At 29.7% G+C, this 25,939-nt stretch carries 23 protein-coding genes; 3 read left to right on the forward strand and 20 right to left on the reverse strand.

What is annotated here, in order from left to right; translation table 11 throughout:
- Positions 1 to 49: 49 nt before the first annotated feature.
- Complete coding sequence (locus tag RBU61_RS16160) at positions 50 to 1,240, reverse strand: OFA family MFS transporter (protein ID WP_308876674.1); 1,191 nt, start codon at positions 1,238 to 1,240, stop codon at positions 50 to 52.
- Positions 1,241 to 1,490: 250 nt separating this feature from the next.
- Here RBU61_RS16160 and RBU61_RS16165 point away from each other — a divergent pair, with 250 nt between their 5' ends.
- Together RBU61_RS16165 and RBU61_RS16170 are read left to right on the forward strand one after the other, a co-directional pair.
- Entirely contained in the window at positions 1,491 to 3,026 is a 1,536-nt protein-coding gene (locus tag RBU61_RS16165) for a polysaccharide biosynthesis C-terminal domain-containing protein (protein WP_308876675.1), read from the forward strand.
- Positions 3,027 to 3,095: 69 nt separating this feature from the next.
- Positions 3,096 to 3,977, forward strand: coding sequence for a DUF4349 domain-containing protein (locus tag RBU61_RS16170; protein WP_308876676.1), 882 nt, complete (start codon positions 3,096 to 3,098; stop codon positions 3,975 to 3,977).
- 102 nt (positions 3,978 to 4,079) lie between these two features.
- Here the strand turns inward: RBU61_RS16170 and RBU61_RS16175 are convergent, their stop codons facing one another.
- The 13 genes from RBU61_RS16175 to RBU61_RS16235 form a co-directional block, all read right to left on the reverse strand.
- The gene (locus tag RBU61_RS16175) at positions 4,080 to 5,858 is read right to left on the reverse strand and encodes an aminopeptidase P family protein (RefSeq protein WP_308876677.1); all 1,779 of its coding nucleotides are present in this window, start codon (positions 5,856 to 5,858) and stop codon (positions 4,080 to 4,082) included.
- Entirely contained in the window at positions 5,848 to 6,930 is a 1,083-nt protein-coding gene (eutH, locus tag RBU61_RS16180; RefSeq protein WP_308876678.1) for an ethanolamine utilization protein EutH, read from the reverse strand. Before eutH ends, RBU61_RS16175 begins: the two co-directional genes overlap by 11 nt.
- 14 nt (positions 6,931 to 6,944) lie before the next feature.
- Positions 6,945 to 8,129 (reverse strand): amidohydrolase family protein, encoded by a 1,185-nt coding sequence (locus RBU61_RS16185; protein ID WP_308876679.1) that lies wholly within the window; start codon positions 8,127 to 8,129, stop codon positions 6,945 to 6,947.
- Positions 8,123 to 9,241, reverse strand: coding sequence for an amidohydrolase family protein (locus tag RBU61_RS16190; RefSeq protein ID WP_308876680.1), 1,119 nt, complete (start codon positions 9,239 to 9,241; stop codon positions 8,123 to 8,125). Before RBU61_RS16190 ends, RBU61_RS16185 begins: the two co-directional genes overlap by 7 nt.
- Before the next feature lie 114 nt (positions 9,242 to 9,355).
- Positions 9,356 to 11,113, reverse strand: a complete 1,758-nt coding sequence (locus tag RBU61_RS16195; RefSeq protein ID WP_308876681.1) for a peptide ABC transporter substrate-binding protein — start codon at positions 11,111 to 11,113, stop codon at positions 9,356 to 9,358.
- A 61-nt stretch (positions 11,114 to 11,174) separates the two neighbouring features.
- Positions 11,175 to 12,149, reverse strand: coding sequence for an oligopeptide/dipeptide ABC transporter ATP-binding protein (locus tag RBU61_RS16200; RefSeq protein ID WP_308876682.1), 975 nt, complete (start codon positions 12,147 to 12,149; stop codon positions 11,175 to 11,177).
- Positions 12,139 to 13,179, reverse strand: coding sequence for an ABC transporter ATP-binding protein (locus tag RBU61_RS16205; RefSeq protein ID WP_308876683.1), 1,041 nt, complete (start codon positions 13,177 to 13,179; stop codon positions 12,139 to 12,141). The genes RBU61_RS16200 and RBU61_RS16205 overlap by 11 nt, the downstream gene beginning before the upstream one ends.
- A gap of 9 nt (positions 13,180 to 13,188) precedes the next feature.
- Complete coding sequence (locus tag RBU61_RS16210) at positions 13,189 to 14,145, reverse strand: ABC transporter permease (protein WP_308876685.1); 957 nt, start codon at positions 14,143 to 14,145, stop codon at positions 13,189 to 13,191.
- Positions 14,146 to 14,172: 27 nt separating this feature from the next.
- The gene (locus tag RBU61_RS16215) at positions 14,173 to 15,102 is read right to left on the reverse strand and encodes an ABC transporter permease (RefSeq protein WP_308876686.1); all 930 of its coding nucleotides are present in this window, start codon (positions 15,100 to 15,102) and stop codon (positions 14,173 to 14,175) included.
- A gap of 378 nt (positions 15,103 to 15,480) precedes the next feature.
- Positions 15,481 to 17,178, reverse strand: a complete 1,698-nt coding sequence (locus tag RBU61_RS16220) for an ABC transporter ATP-binding protein (RefSeq protein ID WP_308876687.1) — start codon at positions 17,176 to 17,178, stop codon at positions 15,481 to 15,483.
- Between the two features lie 66 nt (positions 17,179 to 17,244).
- Positions 17,245 to 18,117, reverse strand: a complete 873-nt coding sequence (locus RBU61_RS16225; protein ID WP_308876688.1) for a SagB/ThcOx family dehydrogenase — start codon at positions 18,115 to 18,117, stop codon at positions 17,245 to 17,247.
- Positions 18,118 to 18,152: 35 nt separating this feature from the next.
- Positions 18,153 to 19,205 (reverse strand): hypothetical protein, encoded by a 1,053-nt coding sequence (locus RBU61_RS16230; protein WP_308876689.1) that lies wholly within the window; start codon positions 19,203 to 19,205, stop codon positions 18,153 to 18,155.
- Positions 19,206 to 19,242: 37 nt separating this feature from the next.
- Positions 19,243 to 20,205, reverse strand: coding sequence for a DUF2268 domain-containing putative Zn-dependent protease (locus RBU61_RS16235; protein ID WP_308876690.1), 963 nt, complete (start codon positions 20,203 to 20,205; stop codon positions 19,243 to 19,245).
- A gap of 448 nt (positions 20,206 to 20,653) precedes the next feature.
- On the opposite strand from RBU61_RS16235, the gene RBU61_RS19640 reads away from it, so the two are divergent.
- On the forward strand, positions 20,654 to 20,773 hold the full coding sequence (locus RBU61_RS19640) for a hypothetical protein (RefSeq protein WP_374212461.1): 120 nt from the start codon (positions 20,654 to 20,656) through the stop codon (positions 20,771 to 20,773).
- Between the two features lie 90 nt (positions 20,774 to 20,863).
- Here the strand turns inward: RBU61_RS19640 and RBU61_RS16240 are convergent, their stop codons facing one another.
- The 6 genes from RBU61_RS16240 to RBU61_RS16265 all read right to left on the reverse strand — a co-directional run bounded on the left by RBU61_RS16240 (position 20,864) and on the right by RBU61_RS16265 (position 25,832).
- Positions 20,864 to 21,901, reverse strand: coding sequence for a YcaO-like family protein (locus tag RBU61_RS16240; RefSeq protein ID WP_308876691.1), 1,038 nt, complete (start codon positions 21,899 to 21,901; stop codon positions 20,864 to 20,866).
- A 17-nt stretch (positions 21,902 to 21,918) separates the two neighbouring features.
- Complete coding sequence (locus RBU61_RS16245) at positions 21,919 to 22,914, reverse strand: YcaO-like family protein (protein WP_308876692.1); 996 nt, start codon at positions 22,912 to 22,914, stop codon at positions 21,919 to 21,921.
- Positions 22,915 to 23,583 carry a hypothetical protein gene (locus RBU61_RS16250; protein ID WP_308876693.1) on the reverse strand — a complete coding sequence of 223 codons (669 nt, stop codon included), beginning with the start codon at positions 23,581 to 23,583 and terminating at the stop codon, positions 22,915 to 22,917. It abuts the gene before it with no gap.
- A complete protein-coding gene (locus tag RBU61_RS16255; RefSeq protein ID WP_308876694.1) occupies positions 23,576 to 24,412 on the reverse strand; it encodes an McbB family protein in 837 nt (278 codons plus the stop codon). Before RBU61_RS16255 ends, RBU61_RS16250 begins: the two co-directional genes overlap by 8 nt.
- A 112-nt stretch (positions 24,413 to 24,524) precedes the next feature.
- The gene (locus RBU61_RS16260) at positions 24,525 to 24,767 is read right to left on the reverse strand and encodes a hypothetical protein (protein WP_308876695.1); all 243 of its coding nucleotides are present in this window, start codon (positions 24,765 to 24,767) and stop codon (positions 24,525 to 24,527) included.
- Between the two features lie 111 nt (positions 24,768 to 24,878).
- Positions 24,879 to 25,832, reverse strand: coding sequence for a DUF2268 domain-containing putative Zn-dependent protease (locus RBU61_RS16265; RefSeq protein WP_308876696.1), 954 nt, complete (start codon positions 25,830 to 25,832; stop codon positions 24,879 to 24,881).
- Between the last annotated feature and the right edge of the window lie 107 nt (positions 25,833 to 25,939).

The following is a 25,939-nucleotide window of genomic DNA, read 5'->3' on the forward strand; positions in this document are numbered from 1 at the left end:
GAGGAAACTCTAGCTTTTTTTATTCCTAATGGAAAACTTCATAATATATTTATTTCTTTTTCCCTGTAAATGTAATTCCTATGGCAATTATAAGAAGTATTCCAGCCACCATATATGCATAATTATAAGTTCCTCTAGAATCCAATATAGTAGCTGCCGTCATAGGTCCTATTACTCCCCCTAGTCCCCAAGCTGTAAACAATATTCCATAAATCATTCCAAAATTTTTACTTCCATAGGCATCTGATGCCATGGCTGGAAATATGGAAAATCCTCCTCCATAGCATAATCCTGCTATTGCCACTCCGAGACTAAGAAGTATCACATTTGAATACATGGAAAAACTAAACATATTAATCATTTGTAATATAAATATTATCCTAACTAAAGTAAGTCTTTCTACTTTGTCAGATATAAGACCCCCTAATACTCTACCTAAACTATTGAAAATAGATAATATAATAACTAAAACAAATCCAGCTTCCCAATTTATCTGAAGCTTTGCTATATTAGATATATGCCCAATAATCATAAGTCCCGCCGATGAAGATAGTCCAAGCATTACCCATAGTTTATAAAAGTACTTATCCTTAATTATATATTTCCAATCGTAATCTATACTTATATTTTTATCTTTATTTACTTCTCCACCTGCTTCCATTAATTCCTGTGGTGGATTTTTTATAATTAAGGATAATGGAATCCCTGTAAGCAGTACAAATACTCCAAGATAAGTAAAGGTCTTTCCCATGCCAACAGACCCTATGAGATAGTTAGCTAAAGGTGAATAAAATGCAGAGGATAATCCTACTCCTGCAACGACTATTCCAGTTACCATACCCTTTTTTTCAGGTGGAAACCACTTCACCCCTGTGGCAGCAGTGGCTACGTTTATTATTCCAGATCCTGCACCTACTAAAACACCCATGGTGATTGTCATAATAGCTGGACTCTCAGTTAAACCAGAAAGAAATACTCCTACTCCAACTAAAATACTACCACCTAGTGCTGGAATAGTAGGCCCCTTTGAATCTACTATCTTTCCAAATATAACCATAGCAATTACAAAAGTTATAGTTAATGTAGTATAGGGAAGTGATGCTTCCTTACCTGTCCAGCCTAATTGATTTATTAAAGCCTTGCTAATTACGCTCCACACATATAGTATGGCTGAAATAAAGTTAATACCTGCTGCTGCCAATAAAACCATATAGCTTTTTTTATTTGCAACTCTTTCCATAGTCCCCTCCTTATGAAGTTATTGTTTACAAAATTTCTAACTGCTGTTCGCCTGTTAGAGCACTGCTTTCACCTGATTTTCATAGCTATATTATATATAAGAACGAAGGTTTGGTCAATCTGTTTATTCTAGGTTACAATTCACCCCTTTGCAAAACTAAAGATATTCTTAATAGTCTTTTTGATAAAGATAATATAATTATTTAAAAAACATATAAATTAATATTGGACTTTTTTTAAGAGGTGATTTTTTGAATAAAAATGGATTTATTTATGGTTCAGTATTTATGGTTTTTATGAATTTCTTTATGAGGATTATTGGATTTGCTTATGATATTTTCCTATCTAAGCTTTTGGGAGCAGAAGCCATGGGATTATTTCAAATTGGAATGTCTACTCTTATGACATTTCTGATTATAACTATTTCTGGAATTCCCACTGCCCTTACAAAGATAATCGCAGAAGAAAACTCTAAAAGTGGTTCCAATAATGCGGAGGGCATCTTTAAATTAACATTTATATTTAATTTTTTCCTAGCCATTTTACTTAGTGGAATCTTAATATTTTTCTCAGATATTATTGCTACTAAAATGCTTAAAAATCAAGATATGATCCTTGGAGTATATTTCATGGTTCCAGCGATTATTATTCTTTCTTTAAGTAACGTCTTAAAGGCCTATTTTTATGGAATGAAGAATATGGTAACTCCTAGTCTTGCACAAATAATTGAACATCTAACTAGATTTATCATAGTGTTGGCTATCCTCTATTATGTAAAACCTACAGACCCTATTGATGGAGCCATAATAGCTTTACTTGGTATTAGTATTGGAGAATTTTTTGACTTATTATGGTCATATTTTTTTAAAAAACATTTATATAAAAAGAAAAAAAGCTCCTATAAAGTAAGCAGTATACCTTTATTCCTGAAACTTTTAACTATGGCAGTGCCTCTGACTATTGCAGGCTCATTTCAGGTTGTATTTAGATTTACTAATACTGTTTTGATTCCCAATAGACTTATGGCTGCAGGATATAGTAGTAGTGAGGCTGTGGCAACCTTTGGTAGAATCATGGGGATGGCTATGCCACTTATTCACTTATCATTTATAGTCACCTCTGCCTTAGTTCTTAATTTAATTCCAAGTCTATCAGAGCAGATGGCTTTAAAAAGATATAGGGAGATGAAGAGAGATATAAATTTGTCCATAAAGGCAACTATTCTTATCTCCTTTCCATTGGCAGCAATATATACTGTATTCTCTAAACCTTTAGCAGTATTATTATATAGCGATGCAAAGGTTGGTCCCTATATATATGCCATGGGCTTTGGTACTATTCTTATGGCTTTACAGCATACTATATCTGGTGCCCTCCTAGGTTTAAATCGACAGGTACAGGATACTATAAATGGGATTATCAGTATGGTTATTAGAATAATTCTTATTTACGTTTTAGTAGGAGATCCTCGATTTGGAATTAATGGATTTTTTATTGCATTTTATGTATCTATGATTATTACTATTATTTTAGATTTAATAGTCTTACGTTCTGTAATTAAGCTTAATATTAATTATATAGATATTCTAGGTAAACCAATTTTGGCAACTTTATTTATGATTGGAGCTATATTTTTAACTACTTACGATTTGTCTAACCTTCAAAATCCTAGTCCTATTGTGTTTATATCCAGCCTTCTTGTAGGCACCATAGCCTATATATTTATTCTAGTACTTACAAAAGCCGTACCTAAGAATTTCTTTAGACGATTCTTTAAATCTAAGTAGATTTGTAAAAATTTTGTAACCCATACTTTTGTATATCATTGTATAATTATGGTAAAGGAGATGAGATTAATGAGAAATAAAAGGTTGATATTTATAATAACTTTTATTTTATTCACCACAGTTATTTCAGGATGTGCTAAGAAAAACATATCAAAAACGGAATTATCTTATGATTTAGCTCCTATAGAGGCAGAGAAAAATATGTCTTCCGATACTAGGGATGATTCCATAGTAGAAAACTCTATTGATAATCTAATTGAGCCCGAAAAGATAATAACTACAGTTTCAATTTCTATGGAAACAAAAGAGTTTATGGATACTACTGGAAAATTAAATGAATTGATCACCAATTATAAAGGCTATGTGGAAAACTCAAGTATATATTATAATAATTATATTGAGCATAGTGGATTAAAAAACTCTCATCATTCCATAAGGATTCCGAAGGAAAACCTCAATCAATTTGTAAATGAGCTAAAGGAAATAGGCAATGTTATTTCAGAAAACACTTCTAAGGAAGATATAAGTAAAGCTTATAAGGACACCGAGTCTAGACTTAGACTTCTGGAAACAAAGGAAAATAGAATTCTTGCACTGTTAGATAAAGCAGAGAAAATGGAAGATATTATCGCCTTGGAAAATCAACTTAGTTCTATTATCTATGAAAAAGAAAATTTAACTATAAATATAAAAGATATGGATGACAAAGTAGATTATTCTACTGTGTATTTTGAACTAAGAGAAGTGGCAAAGCTAAGTTCTAAGGATAATAATAAGACTCCTTTTTCTACTAAGATCGTAAATGCATTTAAAAATTCTCTGTACTTCTTTACTTCAAATATTGAAAACTTAATTATATCCTTTATATATTTCTTGCCATATGGTGTAATAATAGGTGTAGTAGTTTATATAGTATGGAGATTTAAGAAAAAGAAGAATAACACACTGTAGAGTGAAACGGTGGATTTGAGGGAACTCTCCTCAGTAAGCAAATTATAGCTTTGCTGGGTACGCTCCTAAAGAGAAAAAAGCAAGGAAATCCCTTGCTTTTTTCTATATACTTCTGGTTTCTTCCTTTAACCAAGCTCTTTCTTCATCATTTAAATAAGGCGACAGTTTATTAAACACATCTTTATGATATTCATTTAGCCACGTTCTTTCATTTTCAGTTAATAGTTCTACATCTATTCCCTGTAAATCTATTGGAACAAAGGATATTGTCTCAAATTTCATAAATTGACCTGAATCAGTTTTTATATCTTCTTCTACTACTACAACGTTTTCTATTCTTATACCATGACTTCCTTCCTTATATACGCCTGGCTCTATGGTAACTATCATTCCTTTTTCCAATACAACAGTATTTGACACCATGGCAAAACCATGAGGACCTTCATGTACATTTAGTAAAAAGCCTACACCATGTCCAGTGCCACATTTATAGTCTATACCTTCCTGCCATAATGGGTATCTTGATAACACATCAAGGCTATGCCCCGTGGCACCATAAAGGAATCTAGCGTTTCCCAGATTTATATGAGCCTTTAATGTTAGGGTAAAGTCTCTTTTTTCTTCTTCTGTTATTGGACCCATTACTGCTGTTCTAGTAATATCCGTAGTTCCATCAAAATATTGTCCACCTGAATCAATTAAATATAGACCTTCCTTTTTAATCTCAGAGCTTGAGTTTTCATCAGCTGAATAATGCATCATTGCAGCATTTGCTTTATATGCGGATATAGATCCAAAACTTGGTTCAATAAATCCTTCTTGTTCTTTTCTAAATTCTAATAATTTTTTTTGTGCTGACATTTCAGTTACTGGAATATTTCCTACATTTTTATCTAACCAATGGAAAAATTTTACCAAAGCAACCCCATCTTTTAGATAAGCATTCTTTTGGTTTTCAATTTCTGTAGGATTTTTGATTCCCTTGAGCTTTGTTGTAATATCCATTCCTGATGCTATAGTACATTCTGAAGGTATTGATTTATATATCCATCTATTTATTCTATTTTTATCTAAATATATTTTCGAATTTTTATCCAATGATTTTATATAGTCAATTATTTCTTCATATGCAACTATTTGTACATTATTTTCATCTAAGAAAGTTTTAACTTCAGAATTTATCTTTTCCTTGTCTACAAATAAATAAGCTTCATTCTTTGAAATTAGGGCATAGGAAATAACAACAGGATTATGTAATACATCTTTTCCTCTAATATTATAAGTCCAAGCTATATCATCTAGGCTACCTATTAAAACATAATCTATATTTTGTTTTTCCATTTCTTTTCTAACTTCTTCTATTTTTTCCTTACCAGTTTTTCCTGTATATTTTACCTCATGTATGAATGCCTCTCCCTTAGGAATACTTGGTCTGTCTTCCCATATTTCTCCCACTAAATCATATTCATCAATAAATTTAATATCTTTTCCCTTAAATTCTTTTTCTAAACTTTCAACTGAAGACTGCGAAAATACTTCTCCATCAAAGCCTAAGGTATCTCCATCTTTTAATTTCTCATTTAGCCATTGACTATAGGTTGGATATCCTGGAATCCTCATTTTAAATAATTTATATTCTGAACCCTCTAGTTCTTTTTCAGCTTGAATGAAATATCTACCATCAGTCCATAGAATTGCTTCATCCTGTGTAATCACCACAGTACCAGCTGAGCCTGTAAATCCTGATATCCATATCCTTCCTTTATAGTAATCTGCCACATACTCAGATTGATGTGGGTCTCCTGTATTTACTATATAGGCATTAATTCCCTTCTCACTCATTAAACTCCTTAGTTCTTTTAGTCTTTCATTAATAGTCATATTTGACCTCCTTAACCTTTTCTAATCTTAAGAACAATATAGATATAAAAATAGCAGAAATTCCTCCTACTAATTTACTGACTATAAATGGATTAATATTATCCGGTGAAACAGAGGATATATATGCAAGCTGTCCTCCAAAAGTAAATGCACCTGATACAATAAATGAAGCATTTATTACCTTACCCTTTTCATTCATTTTATCATAAATTCCTAACATGGGAATACAATTGGCCAAGGAGCTTAAGATACCCAGTATAGAGTATTCATCAAGCCCTACTTTTTTACTAATATTAAATAGAAATTTATTTAACTTTTGGGATATAAAGTGAAACATCGGATATGCTCCAGATAGTATAATCCCTATTTTGGCAACTAATAATATACCTTCTTCTAAAGGTATCATACCAGGAATCAAATTATATCCAAAGATAAAGCTAATTATATTTAATATTAAGCCTATGGTGCTAATTATAACAATAACCTTACCTAATATATTAAAAACCTTAATTATCTTATCTGGAGATTTAAGTAGTCCACAAATTATTAAAATGGAAAATATAATGACTGGTATTAGGTTGTATACAATGTCGATAAATTCAATCCCCATTATAACTCCACCTACAATCATTCCCAAAGGTAAGGCAGTAATACCTCCCAAAATTCCTTTAGCAAAGAATTTAAAATCTTCCTTAGATATAAGGCCAACTGCTACTGGAATAGTAAATGATATAGTAGCTCCTAAAGTAGAAGCTAATATTAGTCCATTGAATTTACCTATTATTTGTGAGTTTGCTATTTCAATACTAGTATTGTATCCTCCTAAATCTACTGCTAATATGCTACTTAAAAAAACAGAGGGATCTACATTAATTAATTTTGATAATGGACCTAATACAATCATAAGCTTTTCTCCTATAATTGGAGATAGACTATAAATACCAATTATACTTAGAGCCAAATCTCCCATGGCTTTAAATCCCTCTTCAAACTTCTTTCCTAATCCAAATTTATTATTTAGTATCCTATCTATTCCTGCTATAATTGAAAATACAATCATTATCTGAATCACTTTACACCTCGCTATTATGGATTAGAGGAATATACAATTTTTCCATCTATTATTGTGTTAATCAGTTTTGCATTTGTATTGTATGTTGGTATTCCTTTAAACAATAATAAATCAGCATCTTTTCCTTCTTCTATACTTCCTACTACATCATCTATTCCAAGTATTTTTGCAGGATTTATTGTTATCATTCTTAGGGTTCTTTCCACATCTAATCCTGAACGAACTGCTTCTCCAGCATGATGAACTAAACTATCTATACTAAGTATTGGAGCATCTGTTGTTATGGCAGTTAATACTCCTCTATTATCTAATTCTATTACACTTTCTATATCTATTAATCTAGCCTCTCCAAAGCTTTTTATTGACCCTAAAGGTCCAAAAACTATTGAGCATTTAGATTCTACTAATTCTTCTATATAATCACTAGCACCCCACGCATGGTCAATGGAAAATTCTAAATTAAATTCCTTTGCTATTTCTATTGCAGTCATCATATCAAATTGAGTACAATGTATTTTTAGTGGAATTTCCTTTTTAATTGCTGGTATAATAGCTTCTAAATCCCTATCATATTTAGGCATCTCACCTTTTCCTAATTCTGCTGCTTCCTTTTCTTCTAAGTATTTAATGGCTTTGTTAAATGAATCTATTATTATATTAGGAATAGCCATTCTACTTGATGGCGTCTGGTTTCTCTCACCATAAGTTCTCTTAGGATTTCCTCCTAATGCCACCTTTAATGCTACTGGATTTTTAATTGTCATATCAAATATATTGTCTCCATATGTCTTAGTAGCAAAAACTAACCCACATATTACATTTCCGCTACCTGGTGTAATTCCTAGTGTAGTTATACCATTTTCATAGGAATATTTAAAGTCTGGAGACTTGGGATCAACTCCATAAATTGCCTCCATATTAGCTGTTACACTGTTGGTCATTTCATTCAAATCATCAATACTAGTGGATTCACTGAAGTTCATACCACCTATATGGGAATGACAATCTACAAACCCTGGTAACAAAACTAATCCATCTCCATCTATTATTTCAATATCCTTAGATTCAGAAATAATTGATTCTAAATAAGCCTCATCATCTCCAACTTTAATTATCTTTTTCCCCTTAACTATTACATAACCTTTTTCTATTATTCTATCAGCCATTGTATAAATCTTACTATTTCTTATTACTAACACCCTAACTCCTCCTTTGAATATACAAGTTCTCCACCAACTATTGTATTAGAAACTCTTGCATCATAATATTCAATAGGGTTCTTTGTATATATAACTATATCAGCATACTTTCCTTCCTCAATACTTCCTAAGATATTATCTATACCTAGTATTTTAGCAGGATTTAGAGTCATGATTTTTATAACATCTTCCTTATCTATTCCAGCTTTATAAAACTCTATGGCATTCCAAAGGTATTTTACTTTTCCAGCCATACCATAATCTCCAGAAATTGTAAAACTTACTAAATTTCCTTCTTCCATTAATCTAGAAATCTTATATAGATCTGTGTTATTATATTTTCCTTTTGTAAGATATATTTGTTCTCCAACTATAACAGAGGCATTAGACTTTATTATACTATCAATGCACTTATCTCCTTCATAAGCTCCTACAATAGCAAGTTTTATATTAGTTCCCTTAATTATTTCAATAAGGGCATTTATTTCGGCTGAAGTATTTGCAGTAATAATTAATGGTAGTTTTCCTTCTACAATAGAATTAACTATTTCCTTACTTTCATCACTTAATTCTAATTTATTATTTAGAAACTCCTCTAATCTTGAAAATATGCCCATCTTTGTCATTGGAAACAGCTTTTTCTCACCATACTGTTCCTTAACATTGTTAATGACAGAACCCTTTATTCCTATAGGTTCCTTTATTAACATAGTCCTTGAATTTTTCCCCCAAGTTCTATAGGCAGCCATTTGTCCTCCTATTATATTTGAATTTCCTGGAGATGCACCTATAGTTGTTATTCCTACATTATATAATTCCTCTAAGTCAATTTCTCTATGATTAAAAGAATACTTTATTTTACATTCTGGTGTTATAGGACTTGATATTTCATTATTGTCCTTTATACGAAAGGAAATATCTGTACATCCAAAACTACTTACAGGATCAATAAATCCTGGGAAAACTTCCTTACCTTTTGCATCAATTATTCTTTGACTTGTTGCTGCAATATTGTTATCTATTCTCTTTATAAATCCATTTTCTATTAAAATATCATGATCAATTAATACAGTTCCATTACCAACATGAATATTTCCATTTTTAATAATCAAATTTCCTAATCCTCCTTGTTTATAATTACCTATTTAAGTGTTTTAAAGCAAGACATAGTTTCATAATTATCCTATGTCTTGCTTATATATAAATTGAAAAGGGTTAATAAACTACTATCTCGTGAGGTACATTAAATTATAGCTTAGTTCAGCATGAGGATTTATATAGAATCCTTTTAAATCCTTTGGTATGAAATAAGTATATGATAAACAATAGGTAGGTGCTATTACTCCTGTGCCTACAAGAAGTTGCTCTGCTTCTAATAAAAGCTCTGCTCTCTCTTGATTATCTGGTGAATTTGCAGCTGTTTGAAGTAATTCCCTATATTTATCTGCATCTGGTCCTGTCCAACCTGATTTACTACTATTAAAATATCCATCTATTGGATCATATATTTCTAATAGGGCATTTGGATCATTATAATAAGGTCCCCAACCAGATGTACAGATATCGTAATCTCCTGCGTCTACCTTATCCCACATTACATTCCACTCTACCATATCAATTTTTATTTCTACTCCTAATTTTTCCTTCCACTCCTGTAGTAGCCATTCTGCTGACTTTTTAGAGTATTCAGTTGTTCCTCTAGTGGAGTAACTTACATCCATTTTTGCTGGATCTGGATCTAGACCCTCTTCTTTAAGTCCCTCTATTAAAAGCACCTTTGGATCTGGATATTTCTTTAAAAGTTCCTTTATTATTTCGTTTCTTCCACCTACTCTTTCACTATATAGTTCATCTCCAACATTAGTAACTGCTGGCATTAATGAATATAGAGGTTCTGCCTTTCCTTCTCTTAAGTCTTTAACATACTTCTCTCTATCAAAAGCTAGGGAAAAAGCTAACCTTATCTTAGGATTTTTAAAATATTTGTTGTTAACGTTGAATCCTAAAAACTCTGGTGCGTTATCTGGAGATATCTTTGTTTCAAACCTTCCATCTTCCATAATAAGTTTTTGCCATTCTGGTTCATTTGTTGTCATATAATCTATTTCTCCACTTAATAATGCCTGTGCTGTTGTTGCCGTTTCCTGAATAATTTTTCTTTCTATTTTTTCTAAAGTTATATTTTCTGCATTCCAATAATCTGGATTTTTAACAAATGTAATTTGAACATTTGGATCCCAGCTCTCTATTAAAAATCTACCATTCATCATTACTTTATCTATTGAAGAACCATAAGCTGTTCCCCATTCTTCATATTTATCTTGTCTTACTGGCTGTGCACCTGTAAGTAACTCTAAGAAATATCCATAAGGTTTAACTAATGTAAACTCTATAGTTTTGTCGTCTATTACCTTTACTCCTATATCTTCCGGTTGCTTGTTTTTAGTTGGATCAGTTCCATCATTATATAGAGACTCTCCAAAGTTTTCAATTACTCCATCAAATAACCAAGCATTAGTTGAACCCGTTTCTGGGTTAGCCATTGTTCTAAATGTAAATAAGAAATCATTAGCCGTTACAGGTACTCCATCATTCCAAACTGCATCTTCCCTAATGTTAAAAGTATAAACTTTACCATCTTCACTAATAGTCCAATCTTTAGCTGCTCCAGGTACTATTGCAACATTACTATCTTCATCTGTAATTTCAGCTACTAAAGTTTCAAGAATAAACTTTTGAACTCCATTATCTGGTGCTGAAGTGTTTACCATAGGATTTAATCCTGTCGGCTCACTTCTATCACTATATTTTAACACTTGCTCACCTGTTGCCCCTTCTGCTGTTTCTTCTTTGTTGCCTTCTGATTTTTCTGCAGTATTATTATCTGTAGTTGCTGGTACTTCTTCTTTTCCACACGCTACCAATGTACTAAGAGATATAGCCATAATCAAAATAAAAATTAATAATTTTTTAAGACTTTTCATAATTTCCTCCTCATAATTTAATTTTATATTTAATAAGCTATTAGCTTATTAAAGTCCTTGATTATTTAACTAAATGACAAGCTACAAAATGCTCATGACTTACTTCTTTAAACTCTGGCACTTTTTCTCTACATATGTCTATAGATCGATTACATCTTGATGCAAATTTGCATCCTGGTGGAGGATTAACTGGGCTTGGAATTTCTCCATCTATTGGAATCCTTTTTTTAATCCTTTCCTCTTCAGGATCTGGTACTGGGATAGCTGATAATAGGGCTTGAGTATAAGGGTGTAATGGTTTTTTATATAGTTCATCACTAGTAGTAAATTCTACTAAACTTCCTAAATACATTACTCCAACCCTGTCTGAAATATGTTTTATCATTGATAAATCGTGTGCTATAAATAAATAGGTTAATCCTCTTTCCCTTTGTAACTTTATTAAAAGATTTACTACTTGAGCTTGAATAGAAACATCAAGGGCTGAAATAGGCTCATCGCAAACTATAAAATTCGGATTTATGGCTAAAGCCCTTGCTATTCCAATTCTCTGTCTTTGACCACCAGAAAATTCATGGGGGAATCTGGAGGCATGCTCCTTATTTAATCCTACGGTATCTAACAATTCAAATATTTTTTCTTGTCTTTCTTTTTTTCCATTAGCACCTCTATAGGTATGATGAATATCTATTCCTTCTCCAATAATATCTCCTACTGTCATTCTAGGATTTAATGAGGAATAGGGATCTTGAAATATTATTTGAGACTTTTTAGTAAATTCCTTTTTTTCTTTTGGATTAAATTTATGTATATTTTCTCCCTGATAGATTACTTCACCATCTGTAGCACTATAAAGTCCCATTATGGTTTTTCCACAGGTAGTTTTTCCACAACCCGACTCCCCTACTAATCCTAGAGTTTCTCCCTTATATATATTAAAACTAACATTATCAACAGCCTTTAATACATCTCTTCTTCCTACTTTAAAATATTTCTTTAAATTTTTTACTTCTATTAATACTTCTTTATTTTCCATATGTTTCACCTCTTGATATTAGTTCTCTTGGAACTCCAGTAATATCTGCCCTACTATCATGAAGCCAACATGAAGCCTCTTGTGTTTCTCCAAAGGACATTGATTTTGGTTCTTCTACCCTGCATATTTTCATTCCAAACTCACATCTTGCTGCAAATGGGCATCCCTTTGGAGGATTTATTAAATCAGGTGGTGTGCCTGTTAAGGAATATAGGGTCTCTTTACTATGGGAGCTTAATTTAGGTACGGATTTCAAAAGTGCAGAAGTATAGGGGTGCTTAGGATTGTAAAATATTTCATCTACTGTACCTCTCTCTACTATTTGGCCAGCATACATTACCTGTACTCTATCTGAAACACTGGCAACCACTCCTAGATCATGGGTTACTAGAACAACTCCCATATTTAATTCCTTCTGTAGTTCAGAAATCAACTCCATAATCTGAGCTTGAATTGTTACGTCTAGTGCAGTTGTAGGTTCGTCTGCAATTAATATTTTAGGATTACAAGCAAGAGCAATAGCTATCATAGCTCTTTGTCTCATTCCTCCTGAAAACTCAAATGGATATTGGTTCATTCTTAATTTCGCATTAGGTATTCTTACTAATTCCAACATATTTAATGCGACTTTGCTTGCTTCATCACCTGATATATTATTATGAAGAAATACACTTTCTGCAATTTGATCTCCTATTTTCATAGTAGGATTTAATGATGTCATAGGGTCTTGAAATATCATAGATATATCTCTACCTCTTATTTCTGCCATTTTATCATCGCTTAATTCTAGTAAATTTTGTCCTTCTAGTTTTATATATGAGTTTTCTTTTTGAATCATTGATTGAGGACTAGGAAGTAATCCCATTATTGCTTTAGACGTAACAGTTTTTCCACAACCAGATTCTCCCACTATCGCTAAGTTTTCTCCCTTATTTAAATGAAAATCTACTCCTCTAACTGCTTGAGCAATACCTGCATAGGTATTAAAGGAAACTTGTAAGTTTTTTACTTCTAATAATCTATTTTTCATCTAGTACACCTACTTTCTTAACTTTGGATCTAATGCATCTGAAAGTCCATCACCAATTAAGTGAAATGCTAACATGGTTATAACTATCATTAAACAGGGAAAAAACAATTGATGAGGATAGAACATAAGTTGCTCTTGTCCTGCTGATGCTAAAGCTCCCCAGCTTGTTTTTGGGGCTTGTACTCCTAATCCTATATAGCTTAGGAATGCTTCTCCAAAGATAAATCCTGGAACTGACATGGTTATATCTACCATTATGATCCCAAGGGTATTAGGTAGTAAGTGTTTCATTATTATTCTTCCTGTACTGGATCCTAGTGCAGTTGCCGCTTCTACATAGTCCTGTTCTCTTATTTGAAGTATTTGTCCTCTTACCATTCTTGTAGTACCGACCCAAGATGTAAGACTCATAGCTAGAACTAAAGCAAATATACTTCTTCCCAATACAACTGAAAGTATCAATACAATAATTAGATAGGGTAGATTCCCTATAAACTCAGCAAGTCGCATGATTACATTATCTACTACTCCACCTTTTAAACCTGCTAAAGCACCTAATAAAGATCCAATTATAAACATTACAAGGGTACAACAAAGACCTATTAGTAAAGAAATCCTTCCACCATAGCAGACTCTAGTGAATATATCTCTTCCCATATCGTCTGTTCCAAACCAGTATTCTGCACTTGGTTTTAGATTCTTCATATCAGAGTTTATATACTGATAATCATGTTTAGACATTAAAGGTCCTGCCAATATAATAAAAACTACAATAGTAAGTAATATTAATCCAAATATAGATAATTTGTTTGATCTAAATCTTCTCCAAACATCAGACCAATAAGTTAAAGATGGTTTATTAATTTCTTCACCTGAAAGTCCTTTAGTACCAACTCGTTCAAACATATTTTCTTCCATTACTTTTTCACTTTGAACCACATTTAAATGGCTTTCGAAACTATTCATATTATCCCTACCTCACTATTATTTTCTCTAAGATTGTGTAACTCTTATTCTTGGGTCAACTATTCCATATAGAATATCTACAACTATTAAGGCTACAGTATATAAAATTGCATAAAATATTGTAAGACCTATTATCATGGTATAATCGCCATCAGAAACGGATTTTACATAGTAGTTTCCAAGTCCTGGGATTGAAAACATTTTTTCTAATATAAAAGAACCACTAAATATTCCAGCTACTGCTGGACCAATCATAGTAATAATAGGAATCATAGAGTTTCTTAAAATATGGTTTTTAATAACTCTTCTTTTTTTACAACCCTTAGCTTTAGCAGTAATTATGTAATCCTCATTTGATACTGAAATAATACTACTTCTCATAAATTTAGTATAGGAAGCTATTCCTCCTATGGCATAGGCTGTTACTGGCAAAATATAATGTTTTAATTGTCCCCATCCAAAAACAGGAACTAGTTTCCATTTAAAAGCTACAAAATATTGAAGTAATGCTGCTATAACAAAACTAGGAACACATATAGCTAAGACAACACAAAATCTTATAACATGATCTCCTAATTTTTCTCTATTAAATCCAGATATAATTCCTAAAGAGATTCCTATAACTATTTGTAAAGTAACAGCTATTATACCTATTTTAGCTGAAATAGGTGCATTTGCCTTTATTACATCATTAGCAGATTTACCAGTATAGATAATGGATTCTCCAAAATCTCCTGTTGTTACAAGGTTCTTCATATATAAAAAGTATCTTTCAGCAACAGGCTTATCAAGCCCATATCTAGCTCTAATTACTTCTTGTGCCTTGTCCGGCATCTGCCCTACTTTAGCCGCAATAGGATCTCCTGGTGCTCCTGCTATTAAGAAAAATGTAGCTGTAATAATTAAGAATAAGGTAAATATAGAATAAAGAGTTCTTTTAGCTATGAATTTAAACATAAATGAACCAACCTTTCTTATGATTTTTAATAATGAAAATTAATTTATCTTTGCTGCACCTTAATTCACCTCCACCTTATTACTTATAAAGCAATCTTCATGCCAGTTTTTCACTTTAATAAACTCTAGTGTTATCAATGTATTTATCCATTTAGATAAAAAACAGGTAAGAAAAAGTATTAAATTTAATACTTTTTCTTACCTGTTTTAAAATTAGTATGAAATTTCGGACTAAATTCAAGTTTATAATAAAATTTAATACTTCAAATCTATTCTATATTTTTAAAATTTGCTAGATTTTATTATCTATAGTAGTAACTTTGATGTAGCCCTTTGTAAAAGGAATGATTGTTTACACTATTTTATAAAGTTATGATTTTATATCAGGTTAATTTCTTCATCCGCAATATCATCAAAGTGGTCTTCATGGCTTGTAATTAAAATTATCTTTTCCTTCTTTATATTCTGAATTACCTTCTTTAAATCTAATATGCTTTTTTGATCCAATGAAGATGTTGGTTCATCAAAAAACAATATATCTGGATTTTTTAAAATTTCTCGAAGTATTAATACTTTTTGCCTTTGTCCACCTGAAAGTTCTTGCATTTTTCTATTAAACAAATCTACTATATTGAAACTATTATTTATAAAGAAGTCTTCCATTTTATATTCCTTTATTTTCAAGATTATTCTATTACCTAATGATTCAGTTGAATCTCTTTGAGTTTCTGTAATAACATAATCTCTAGAGTCTAAAAATAATAATTCTTTATTTAAAAAGTTAGAAGCAAGGAATTCTAAAACAGTTTCTCCTCCATAATAAATTGTTTGGCTAACAAACCCAATATGGTCTCTTCTAAACTTATACATATCAATCAATTCTATTTTTTTGTCATTAAATTTAATAGTCCCTGATTCAATCTCTTGTTGATATATACCAATTATAATATCAAATAATGTAGATTTACCGCTACCATTTTTTCCTTTAATAAGATATATATAATTAGCTTTTAAAAAAAGGTTCAGATTATCTAAAACCAATATTTTATCTTTTTGATCAGTTTCATATGAAAATGTTATATTTTCAACAGTTATTGTTTCAATAGAATTCAATATTTGATCTCCATTATGTTCTTTATGCTGAGAAATAATTTCTTCTAATCGTTTTTTTGATACTCGCACGTCCTGATAAGATTTGCCTAGGGACATAAAGTACTTAATTGAACTAATAATAAAGTTAAAGTAAGTATTAATCATTGTAAATTTCCCAATTGAAATTTTTTTTAAATATACTTGCTTTGCAAAAATAATAAAAACTGTTACTTGGAAGAATATGGTGATAATATTATCTAGTGAAAAGAAAATATATGAAAGCTTTGTATAATTGATAACATCATTAAACATATTATTAAATTGTTCTCTTATTTGAGAAATGCTTTCTTTAAATGAAGAATATATTTTTATTGATTTAATTAGTATGACTTGTTGTGTTAGTGTTTTTGTAAATTGATCAGTAGAATCTTTAGCCCTATAACCTTTGCTATACAATGGTTTTTTTATAGTTTGATAAAGCAAAAAATAAACCGGCAAAAAGAATACTAAAAGATATATAAAAGCTTGAGAGATATTTAATAAAAAAGCCAATGAAACAATTATAGTTAAAATATTCATACAAATATTTATTATTTCTTTTAACAAGAAATTAACAATGACAAAGGTATCATTTTTTATTCTCTGGGTTATATATATAGGATCATAAACATTTATCCTACTTAAAGGCAAATGTTGAAAATGATTAATAATATCTGATATATACATATATGAAATACCATTGCTTAATTTTGTTTCTGTTATTCCTAAAATATAACTTAGAAAAACATATAGCAAATTTATTGAAATAATCGCATAAATTATTAACCAGATAAAAGAAATTTCTTTTGTTTCAACTAAACTGTCTATAAAAAGAGCAGAAAGATAAGGCTTGATTAATGAAATTCCCCAAATGGTAACTACTAAGATTAAGTACAAGACTATTTTATACTTAAATGGTTTCATGTTTTTAAAGTAATATTTCATATTGCTAAAACCTCATTTCAACTTAATCATTTGAAAGTCGAATAATTTTTAATTATTATTTAGATTCTATGTTGAAGGCAAAAATCTATAATCAGAAAGTTTATTAGGCTTGCCAATAATTATTTCATATAATACGAATGTATCTTCATCATTTAATTTTAATAGTTCAAGAATCTCTACATCTAAAAAACCTCCAGAAGCAACTGCACCTGCTCCTATAGCTGTTGAAGTCAAATAAAAATTCTGAGCTAAATGACCAGCTTCCAATTGCATAAACCGATAACCTCTATCGCTATATTTATATCCTGTTAAACGAGTTGTCCCTAAAATATAAACTACAAAGGCAGCCTGCATACTTAAATTAAATGAAAGAGTTGTTTTTTTGAAATCATTAGGCCTAAAACCTTCCTTTATCACTTTTAAAATATGCCTTATGGGGTCATAATAATATATTCCTGAATTTATATCTTTTACATTACTAATGAATATATATGAATCTAAAGGCATTAATCCACCAGCAGACGGATAAGCAAATAAATACATATGAGGCTTGTCCTTCGTCTGAAAATATTCCCCTGTCATACCACTGCTGTAAAATAATATAGTCGATAGCTCTTCAAGTGTCATAGCCTCTTTGCTAAAATTTCTTACACTTCGTCTTTTAGATATAACATCAAATAAATTCGATGTGGTTAACTGTGCATTAGGAGATGGGAGTTCTATTGTTTCTTTTTCCTTATATAAGGATTTAGGAGTTAAACATTCCTTTATAAAGCCCTTATCTGAAATAGCTTTTGATATTATATCACTAAAATTATATCCATTTAAAGAATTAATCTCAGAATTTCTATGAAATAATTCATATAATGGTATGTCATTTATTTTTTTAAAAGTACTTTTTTCTTTGAAAGTTTTTTTTTCAAATGTATCACTTTTCATAATTAATTCTCCTTAAATTTTCAATCTTTTAATATCTAATAACCACAAGTATTACAATTTGGAAGCCTTAAAATAGGTCTAACTGTATAATATAAATTTAAGCCATTTATGGTAATAATATTATTAACTGTTATGGGAGTTCTCTGTATATCCTTATGACAAAAATATTTTAAGATTTCATCTAATACATATCCAAATGCAATATATAAATTTGATCTCCGATAAATTTGATATGTTTTTAAAGGCAATTCAATATTGTCTTCATAGTTACCATAAATATTTACTTCTTGGTTTTGGGCAAAGTATTTATAACAATCATAACAAGCTGTTTTCTTAGAAGCAACAAGTGGACCTACTTCTATATTCATATCATTAACTACGAGATTTAGCCAAGGTATATTAAACCTTACGCTATATCTATTCATAATTGAATTTATTTCAATATTTTTCGCTGAATGTAATGTAACTAATAGATCACTTGGCAATAGATGTTTTATAAAACTTAATACATTTGAGTGCCTTTGATAAGTGATTTCAATGTTTTGGATATCTAAGTTAAGTACTTTCTCTTTCGTTATATCTAATATATCAGTATGAAAATTGATTAAATTAATTTTTTTAAATGGAATTTCTTTTAATTCATCCATCAGAAGTCTAATATCTTCTAATTTTAAAAAATTAATTATAGTCATAGTTTTAGATTCTACAATATCATCCATATCTCTCTGGCTAACATTGAACATCTTAAAGTTATCTGTAATTTTTTGTTTTTTTATGGATAAACTATCATTATCAAATACTTCAACAAGATTTAATTTATATAGTCTCAGCAAAACATCTAAGAAATCTTCTTTGGAGGTTTCCATGTCTTCTTTTCCATCGTTAAACTTATCTTTTATATTTTGAAATAAATCAAAAACAAAATTGGGTTGAAATAATTGATAAAATATTGGTGATATATATTTTTCTACATTAGCACCTTTAATATTATATTTTTTCTTATCTGTTCTATAAACAAAACAATCCTTTGATTCAAGATAAATATCTTTATAATCAGAAAACTTTACAATATCACTAATGTTAATCATCTTCTCCTCCAAATTTAAAATAGATTTATATAATAAACTAATTATTGTAATCCTCTAATCTCTTTTCCAAACTTTCTTCATATCCACTCTTTTCTAAAATCTCTTTAGCATCCATATTTGTCCATTCTTCTACGCTAACATCTGGATTATTTTTTATAAATGCTTGCATTATATTGTATCCTATTGTATAGCCGCAATTTCTCGGAATTCCTTTAATGCCTCCAAACATTATTTCTCTTTGATATCCATAGTCCATACTATCAAAGTTTTCTTTTATCTTATCCCACATTTCTTTTTCCCTTATTATTGAAAGTGGAGATAATGTTCTTTCTACATCTGGATAAACTATATCTGCAAACGAATCAGCACGTCCTTCTAAAAGTAAATTTTCTAACATAGATATATTCCAAACACCTTCATAGCTTTTATCCTTCATTAAAACACTATGGTGATATTCATGGGCTAGAGCATAGGGAAATAATTCTTCCCAATCATCAATCATAGGATTGATACATACTAATATTTTCCCATCAAGACTTGTGACTCCTGTAACTCCCCCCATTGAAAAATGTACATTATCAGGATCAAGTGGCATTATATATACTGTAGCATCTTCCCTAGACAAAAAACTATCACACTGCCATAATACATTCTCTGCAAAACAGATAATATCTTTCTCAATGCAAAAAATCTCTAGTGATTTCTCTAATTTATCTAAATTTTTAATAGTATATTGGATATTAGGAAACTCATAATCAGGATATTCAGTATCCTTTGTGAGTTCACTCCGTATAGGCTCATATACAATTTCTTTATATAATTCATCTATCTCTTCTTCATTTTCTTTAGCCTTTCGAATATATTCTCTTAACTCTTCTTCTGGAAAAATTATATTAAATTTAGATTCAGTTTCTACCTTAGAAGTCTCTTTTTCACATCCTATTGTTGTAAAGATTACTATAATTAAAAGTAATAAAACTATGATACTTTTTTTATTCATAATTATAAATCATTCCTTTCGCTTCGCTCAAGGCACAAAACTGAATGAAATATATTTGCTTCGAGCGAATTATTTTATTATTCTATAACCATAGAATAATAGTAAACTCCAAATCATGGGGATGTGAGTGGGCTACTCCATTTTTGGAGTGACCCCATAATTATATGTGTAGATTGCCTTTCCAAGCGCAAATAAGTGTGACTATTGATCACGCATAATTCACGGTTCCATGAAAGATAATATTCCCGAATTAGAACTCCCCATTAATGGATTTATTACACCTAAACAGGCTGAAAAACTAAAGGTTATTAAATATCACTATGAAGACCTTAACTCTCGTAAATCTGAACTTGAAAAAATAATTCTTTCTCTTGCCGGGCCCTACACATAAAAAATTAATTTAATCTTAACTGTTCCGTCCTTTAATAGCATCTTTTCTGCCATTACAGTGGTTCCAGAAATAGGTGTCAATATGGATGTCTTCCCGACAGCTAAGCATTTGTGTTCTTGGGCAGGACCCACACCTACCAATAATGAAAGCAAAGCGCTGGCAATAAAAAATCAGTAAGAATTTCAAGAGCTGGCTACTATATTAAGCCTCTCTTAGTACAGTGTGCAACCACTGTAGTAAAAAACGAAAATCATCCTGAAACTTTCTTTAAGGAAAAGGTATAAATTCACATCTGCGATCTAGTTTTTGGTTTGTCGCATTCTCTACAAAATCATATACCTTTTCATTATATGTTTTGGGGAATAAATTTGGAAACCAGTTAAGGTCCAATACTTTGACAAATTTTAAATTCTCTATTTCCCTCAAAGGTTCTAAAAAAAATATTAAAGGATTCATTTGATACTGTTTATGTAATTGTTTAAATATATTTTCAACGGAAAATCTTTTAGGTGCTATTTTTTTATACTTCAAAACGGTATGATTCTCATCTAAATATTTATAAGCTTCATCTAGTCGCTCAGTTGATAAACTCATAAATATATCTAAATAATCATTGCTTTTCTTATTATTAGATTTTAGTGTGTTTGATTTTTCATAAGAATAGATAGAATTCATTTGAAATATTTCCTTAATAGATTGAGAAATTGCTTCATCTAAACAATTAGAAGCTCCTAATCCAATATAAAACTTCCCATCATAAATTCCCTTACATAATATAACGTAAAACTTGTCAACAAGCGAAATGTCATAAAATTTAAAATCTTTGAACTCTTTAAGTATATATTCATATTTTTCTACACTATACAAATCTATTAGTTTCCCATTTGCTTTTGATAAGTAATTAAAAATAAAACTTTGTCTTTCTATAAATTCCTTAACAGCATTAAAAATACAATCACTAGAATTAGTATGGCTTGCTAACCCACAAGAGTCAACAAAATTATTTCGATCTCCAATAATATCATTTATATATATTTGAACTGTTTTTTTATCTATAAGTGAATATCCAGTTATTAAACCATCTGTAAAAATTTTTCTATTTAATTTATTTGGCATCATTCTTTCTCTTTCAAAAAACTCTCCTATAGAAGCAAGAATAGTGGGCATTTTAGCACCAAAAATATTTAATGATCCTCCAGAAACCATAGGATTATTTATGGCATTAATTTGTCCAAGCCTTTTATCATTTAAATATACAGGTTCAATAAATCTATATTTAACATCAACATTTCTTACTATATCCATATTTATCTCCTCAATTTCTATAATATAATACATGATGGTTTTTTTAATATACCATCTTCATCCAAATGATATATCCTAAAAATTTTTTTATCTAAGTTAGCAAGAATATTTCCATCACTTGGTATAGCATTTAAAAGTTCCTTAGAGAAACATCTAATTGTCACATATTCTTGATAAGAATTAGTATTTAATACAGCAAATTCTATTGAATTAATCCATGGTGAAAGAATAATATCTTGCTGTATGTCATCAACAAAATTTATACATTTCATGCTTTTACTTAATTTATCTATAAATTCATATATTATTTTATAATTATATTGATTAAATGATTTATAAGGAGATGTTTCCGAGTCTCTATAAAATGATTCTAATAATTTTGCTTCTAAAAGGGCATTAGTTAAGGCCTTCTTTGGGTCTTTATTCAAACTTACACCTGTAGAAACTATCCCTTTATCATCAAAGAGAAAAACAGCAAATGTGGTAAGGTTGCAAAGATTACTTGAACAAAATATATAAATATCTTCCGAGTGAAATCCAATACTGTTAATTAATTTCTTGATCTCTTCATCTATCAAAACATTAAATCCTTTTTCTAAGTACCAAATTAACATTACTTCGTTTTTTTCAATTAACTCAAGAAGAGCTTTTTCCTTAAGTTCCTTTGACGACAATCCAGAGGCTGTACCAGTAGTATCCATAGTACCATATTCCTTATTGTCTCCATAACCTAGAACATTTCTAGTATGAGTGTTTATTTCCTTTGTTAAAGGATTAAATGACTGAAATTCTGAATAGTTATTTACATTATGTGCAATTCTAAACCTTTCAAGATATTCTTGGTGTATCTTTTTATACATATTATATTTTGATAAACTAATAGCTGAAGGAGTGAATGGTGATAGTTTGTCTCCTATCTTTATGGTGCTGAAAGCACCAGTACCTATTTTATAATTCGATAAATAGCTATATTTTAATATTTGATAGTGTTTTCTAACGTAACAAAAAATCATTTATATCCCTCTCAAAACTTGATTTTTTATAAAAAGTTGTAGCCTACAATTAATTCCTAATTTATGGGTAAAAGATTGTTGTGGTACAAATTTTGAATAGGTTTCAAACTCCTTCTCCTTTGCTACAGATTCAATATTTTCATATAATCTTCCTATTTGAATAATTCCATTTATAAATCCTAATTCTCCATCTAAAAATACACTCTCATTTAAATCAATAAAATAAGATATACATATATTAAAACTTTCTTTAAAAACTTCCATACCAAAGTTTTGTCTCTCAAATTCCTTATATTTATATAAAACTTTATTTTTAAAATCTACGCTATATATACCTGATGGAATGTTATTAGATTTATCAATAATAAATATTGGTAAAATGTAAATAAATTCTTGATTTTTAAAAAAATCATTCATTTTTTCCATAACAATTTTCTCTTTGATTGATAATCTATTAAAAGATACTGATTCCATATATGACTCTGGAAGGTCAAAGTAATTATCATATGCCTTGATATTTATTTTATCTACTATGTATTCTTTGTTTTTATACCATAAATTATATAATTCTTGAATATTAACAGTAGATTGATAAAACTTTAATACATTTTGTACTCGCTTATTATCCATAAAACCTATGTATTGATCAGTAATAAATTTTTTATTCATAGCAATCACACAGCTCCCAATGTATGGCTTGATCTGATAACACAATATTTTTATTAAAATCTATATATTTAACATTGTTAATTTGTGAATTATCAACAATATCTAAATCATTTAAAAGGGTATCTACAAAAGTTAAAATACTATAGTTATTGAAGGCATTTTCAACTTCAAATCCGGGTTCCTTCTTATAAATCAAATCTAAAAGATTTTGAAAAGATACTGTATTTAAAAGTTTAGAGTTCCCTCTTAAAGAAGATTCCATATTACCAAAAAAACATAGAGGGCAAGGATTATACCACTCCTGTTTATAGTAGTTTGATAAAAATATGCGTTGTTCATAGTAGAATCCAAACCTTGATAAAATATTATTCTCTCTAACTATATTAACTAGCTCTGTGTAGTATTTATAATGAAAGGGGTTTGTAAAAAATATATATAAATTTTTTGGATTATTAATTTTAAAGTCATAGAAATCTCTTGGTAATAATTCATATATAAATTTTTGATTATGGCCTTTGGAGTTGAATTTCATGCTTTTTATAAAGATTTCATCATTAGATACTATTGTGACATCTTCATAGCTTATAATTTTCTGTTTTATTTCTCCTATTAGATTATTCTTTTGCATAAATTCTATTGCTTTCTCCGTTTGCTCATTAAATATTTCATTTAACTGCTTCATGGAAACTTCATATACTCCATTAGAATCAATCCAATTAAAAAAATCAATCATCTGTAAATTTTTTATAATTACTGTATTTTGAGAATTTTGTATTACTGACATTTCTTCACTATTTGTTATAAGAAAAGGAAAAACTTTATATTTCAATTCTACACCCCCATATATGTTAACTTTATATATTTTCTAACTTTAGATGTGTCTTATAAAACCTCCATAATAAAAGGAGGTTTTATAAAATACAATTTACTCTAATGCCAAATTACAAAATTATGTCTTCTTCAAATTCCATAATAGTTGAACCTCCACCTTTACCACAAAGTGGATTTGGATAACCTATGTGACAACACGGACCTCCTCCTGGTCCCCAATCTTTATCTAGAGTTCCATACAATTCATGAACATTTGCACCTAATCCAAACTCTTTTTCATTAAACTTGTCGTCATTATTTTGTGGCCCTGATTTCCCAGGTGCACCTGAATCAAATGTTATAATTTGCTTCATTTCTTTCCCACCTCCTTTACTATACTTTTATTATTAATATAATCATCTACTATGAATAGAGTCATATATTATAATCCAATAAAAATTACTAAATCTTTCATTTACTGCGCATCAGTTATTATATTCCTTCAACCTCTTTTCCAAACTTTCTTCATATCCACTCTTTTCAAAAATTTCCTCAGCTTTCATGCCCGTCCATTCTTCTACACTAACATCTGGATTGTTCTTTATAAATTCTTGCATTATATTGTATCCTATTTTATAACCACAATTTGTTGGAATACCTTTGACCCCTCCAAACATTATCTCCCTTTGATATTTATAATCTACACTATTAAGATTTTCTTTTATCTTATTCCATATTTCTTTTTCTCTTATTATTGGAAGCAAAGATGTCCACGATGTTTCTAAGTCTGGATAAACTATATTTGCAAATAAATCGGCTCTTCCTTCGAACAGTAAAGCATCTAGCATAGTAAAAACTCTTTCCTTATCTTTATCCATGGACACACTATGATGATATTCATGGGCAATAATATGAGGAAATAAGGTTTCCCAATCCCCAATCATAGGATTAACTTCTACCAGAATCTTTCCATTTGTACTTGTAATTCCTTCTACTGGCCCTATTGGAAAATATATATTATTAGGATCAAATGACATTATATATACTGTAGTCCCTCCACTAAATAAAACATCATCACATTTATCTAAGGCTTCTTTTGCTATTTGAACTATGTCCGATTCAATAAATATTTCTAATTGGTTCTCTAGTTTATCTAAATTTTTAATGGAATATTGAACTCTAGGAATATGATCATCAGTATAGGAAGTTCCCTCCCTAAATCCAACTCGTATAGGCTCATATATTATCTCTTCATATAGTTTATCTATATCTTCTTCATTTTCTCTAGCTTTTTCAATGTATTCTCTTATCTCTTCCTCTGGAAAAACTATATTAAATTTAGATTCAGTTTCTATACTAGAAGTTTCTTTTTCACAGCCTACCATTGCGAAGATTGAGATAATTGAAAAAATTAATGCTATAAATCTTTTTTTCTTCATGCTTAATCTCCCCTGTTTTAGAACAATCTACAATTCTATTTTATAATCTTATATATGCAATATACTTGCCAAATTTTAATTGAGCAAAATACAGATTTTGCAAAAAT

It is taken from the genome of Tissierella sp. MB52-C2, assembly GCF_030931715.1.
Lineage (GTDB): Bacteria > Bacillota > Clostridia > Tissierellales > Tissierellaceae > Tissierella.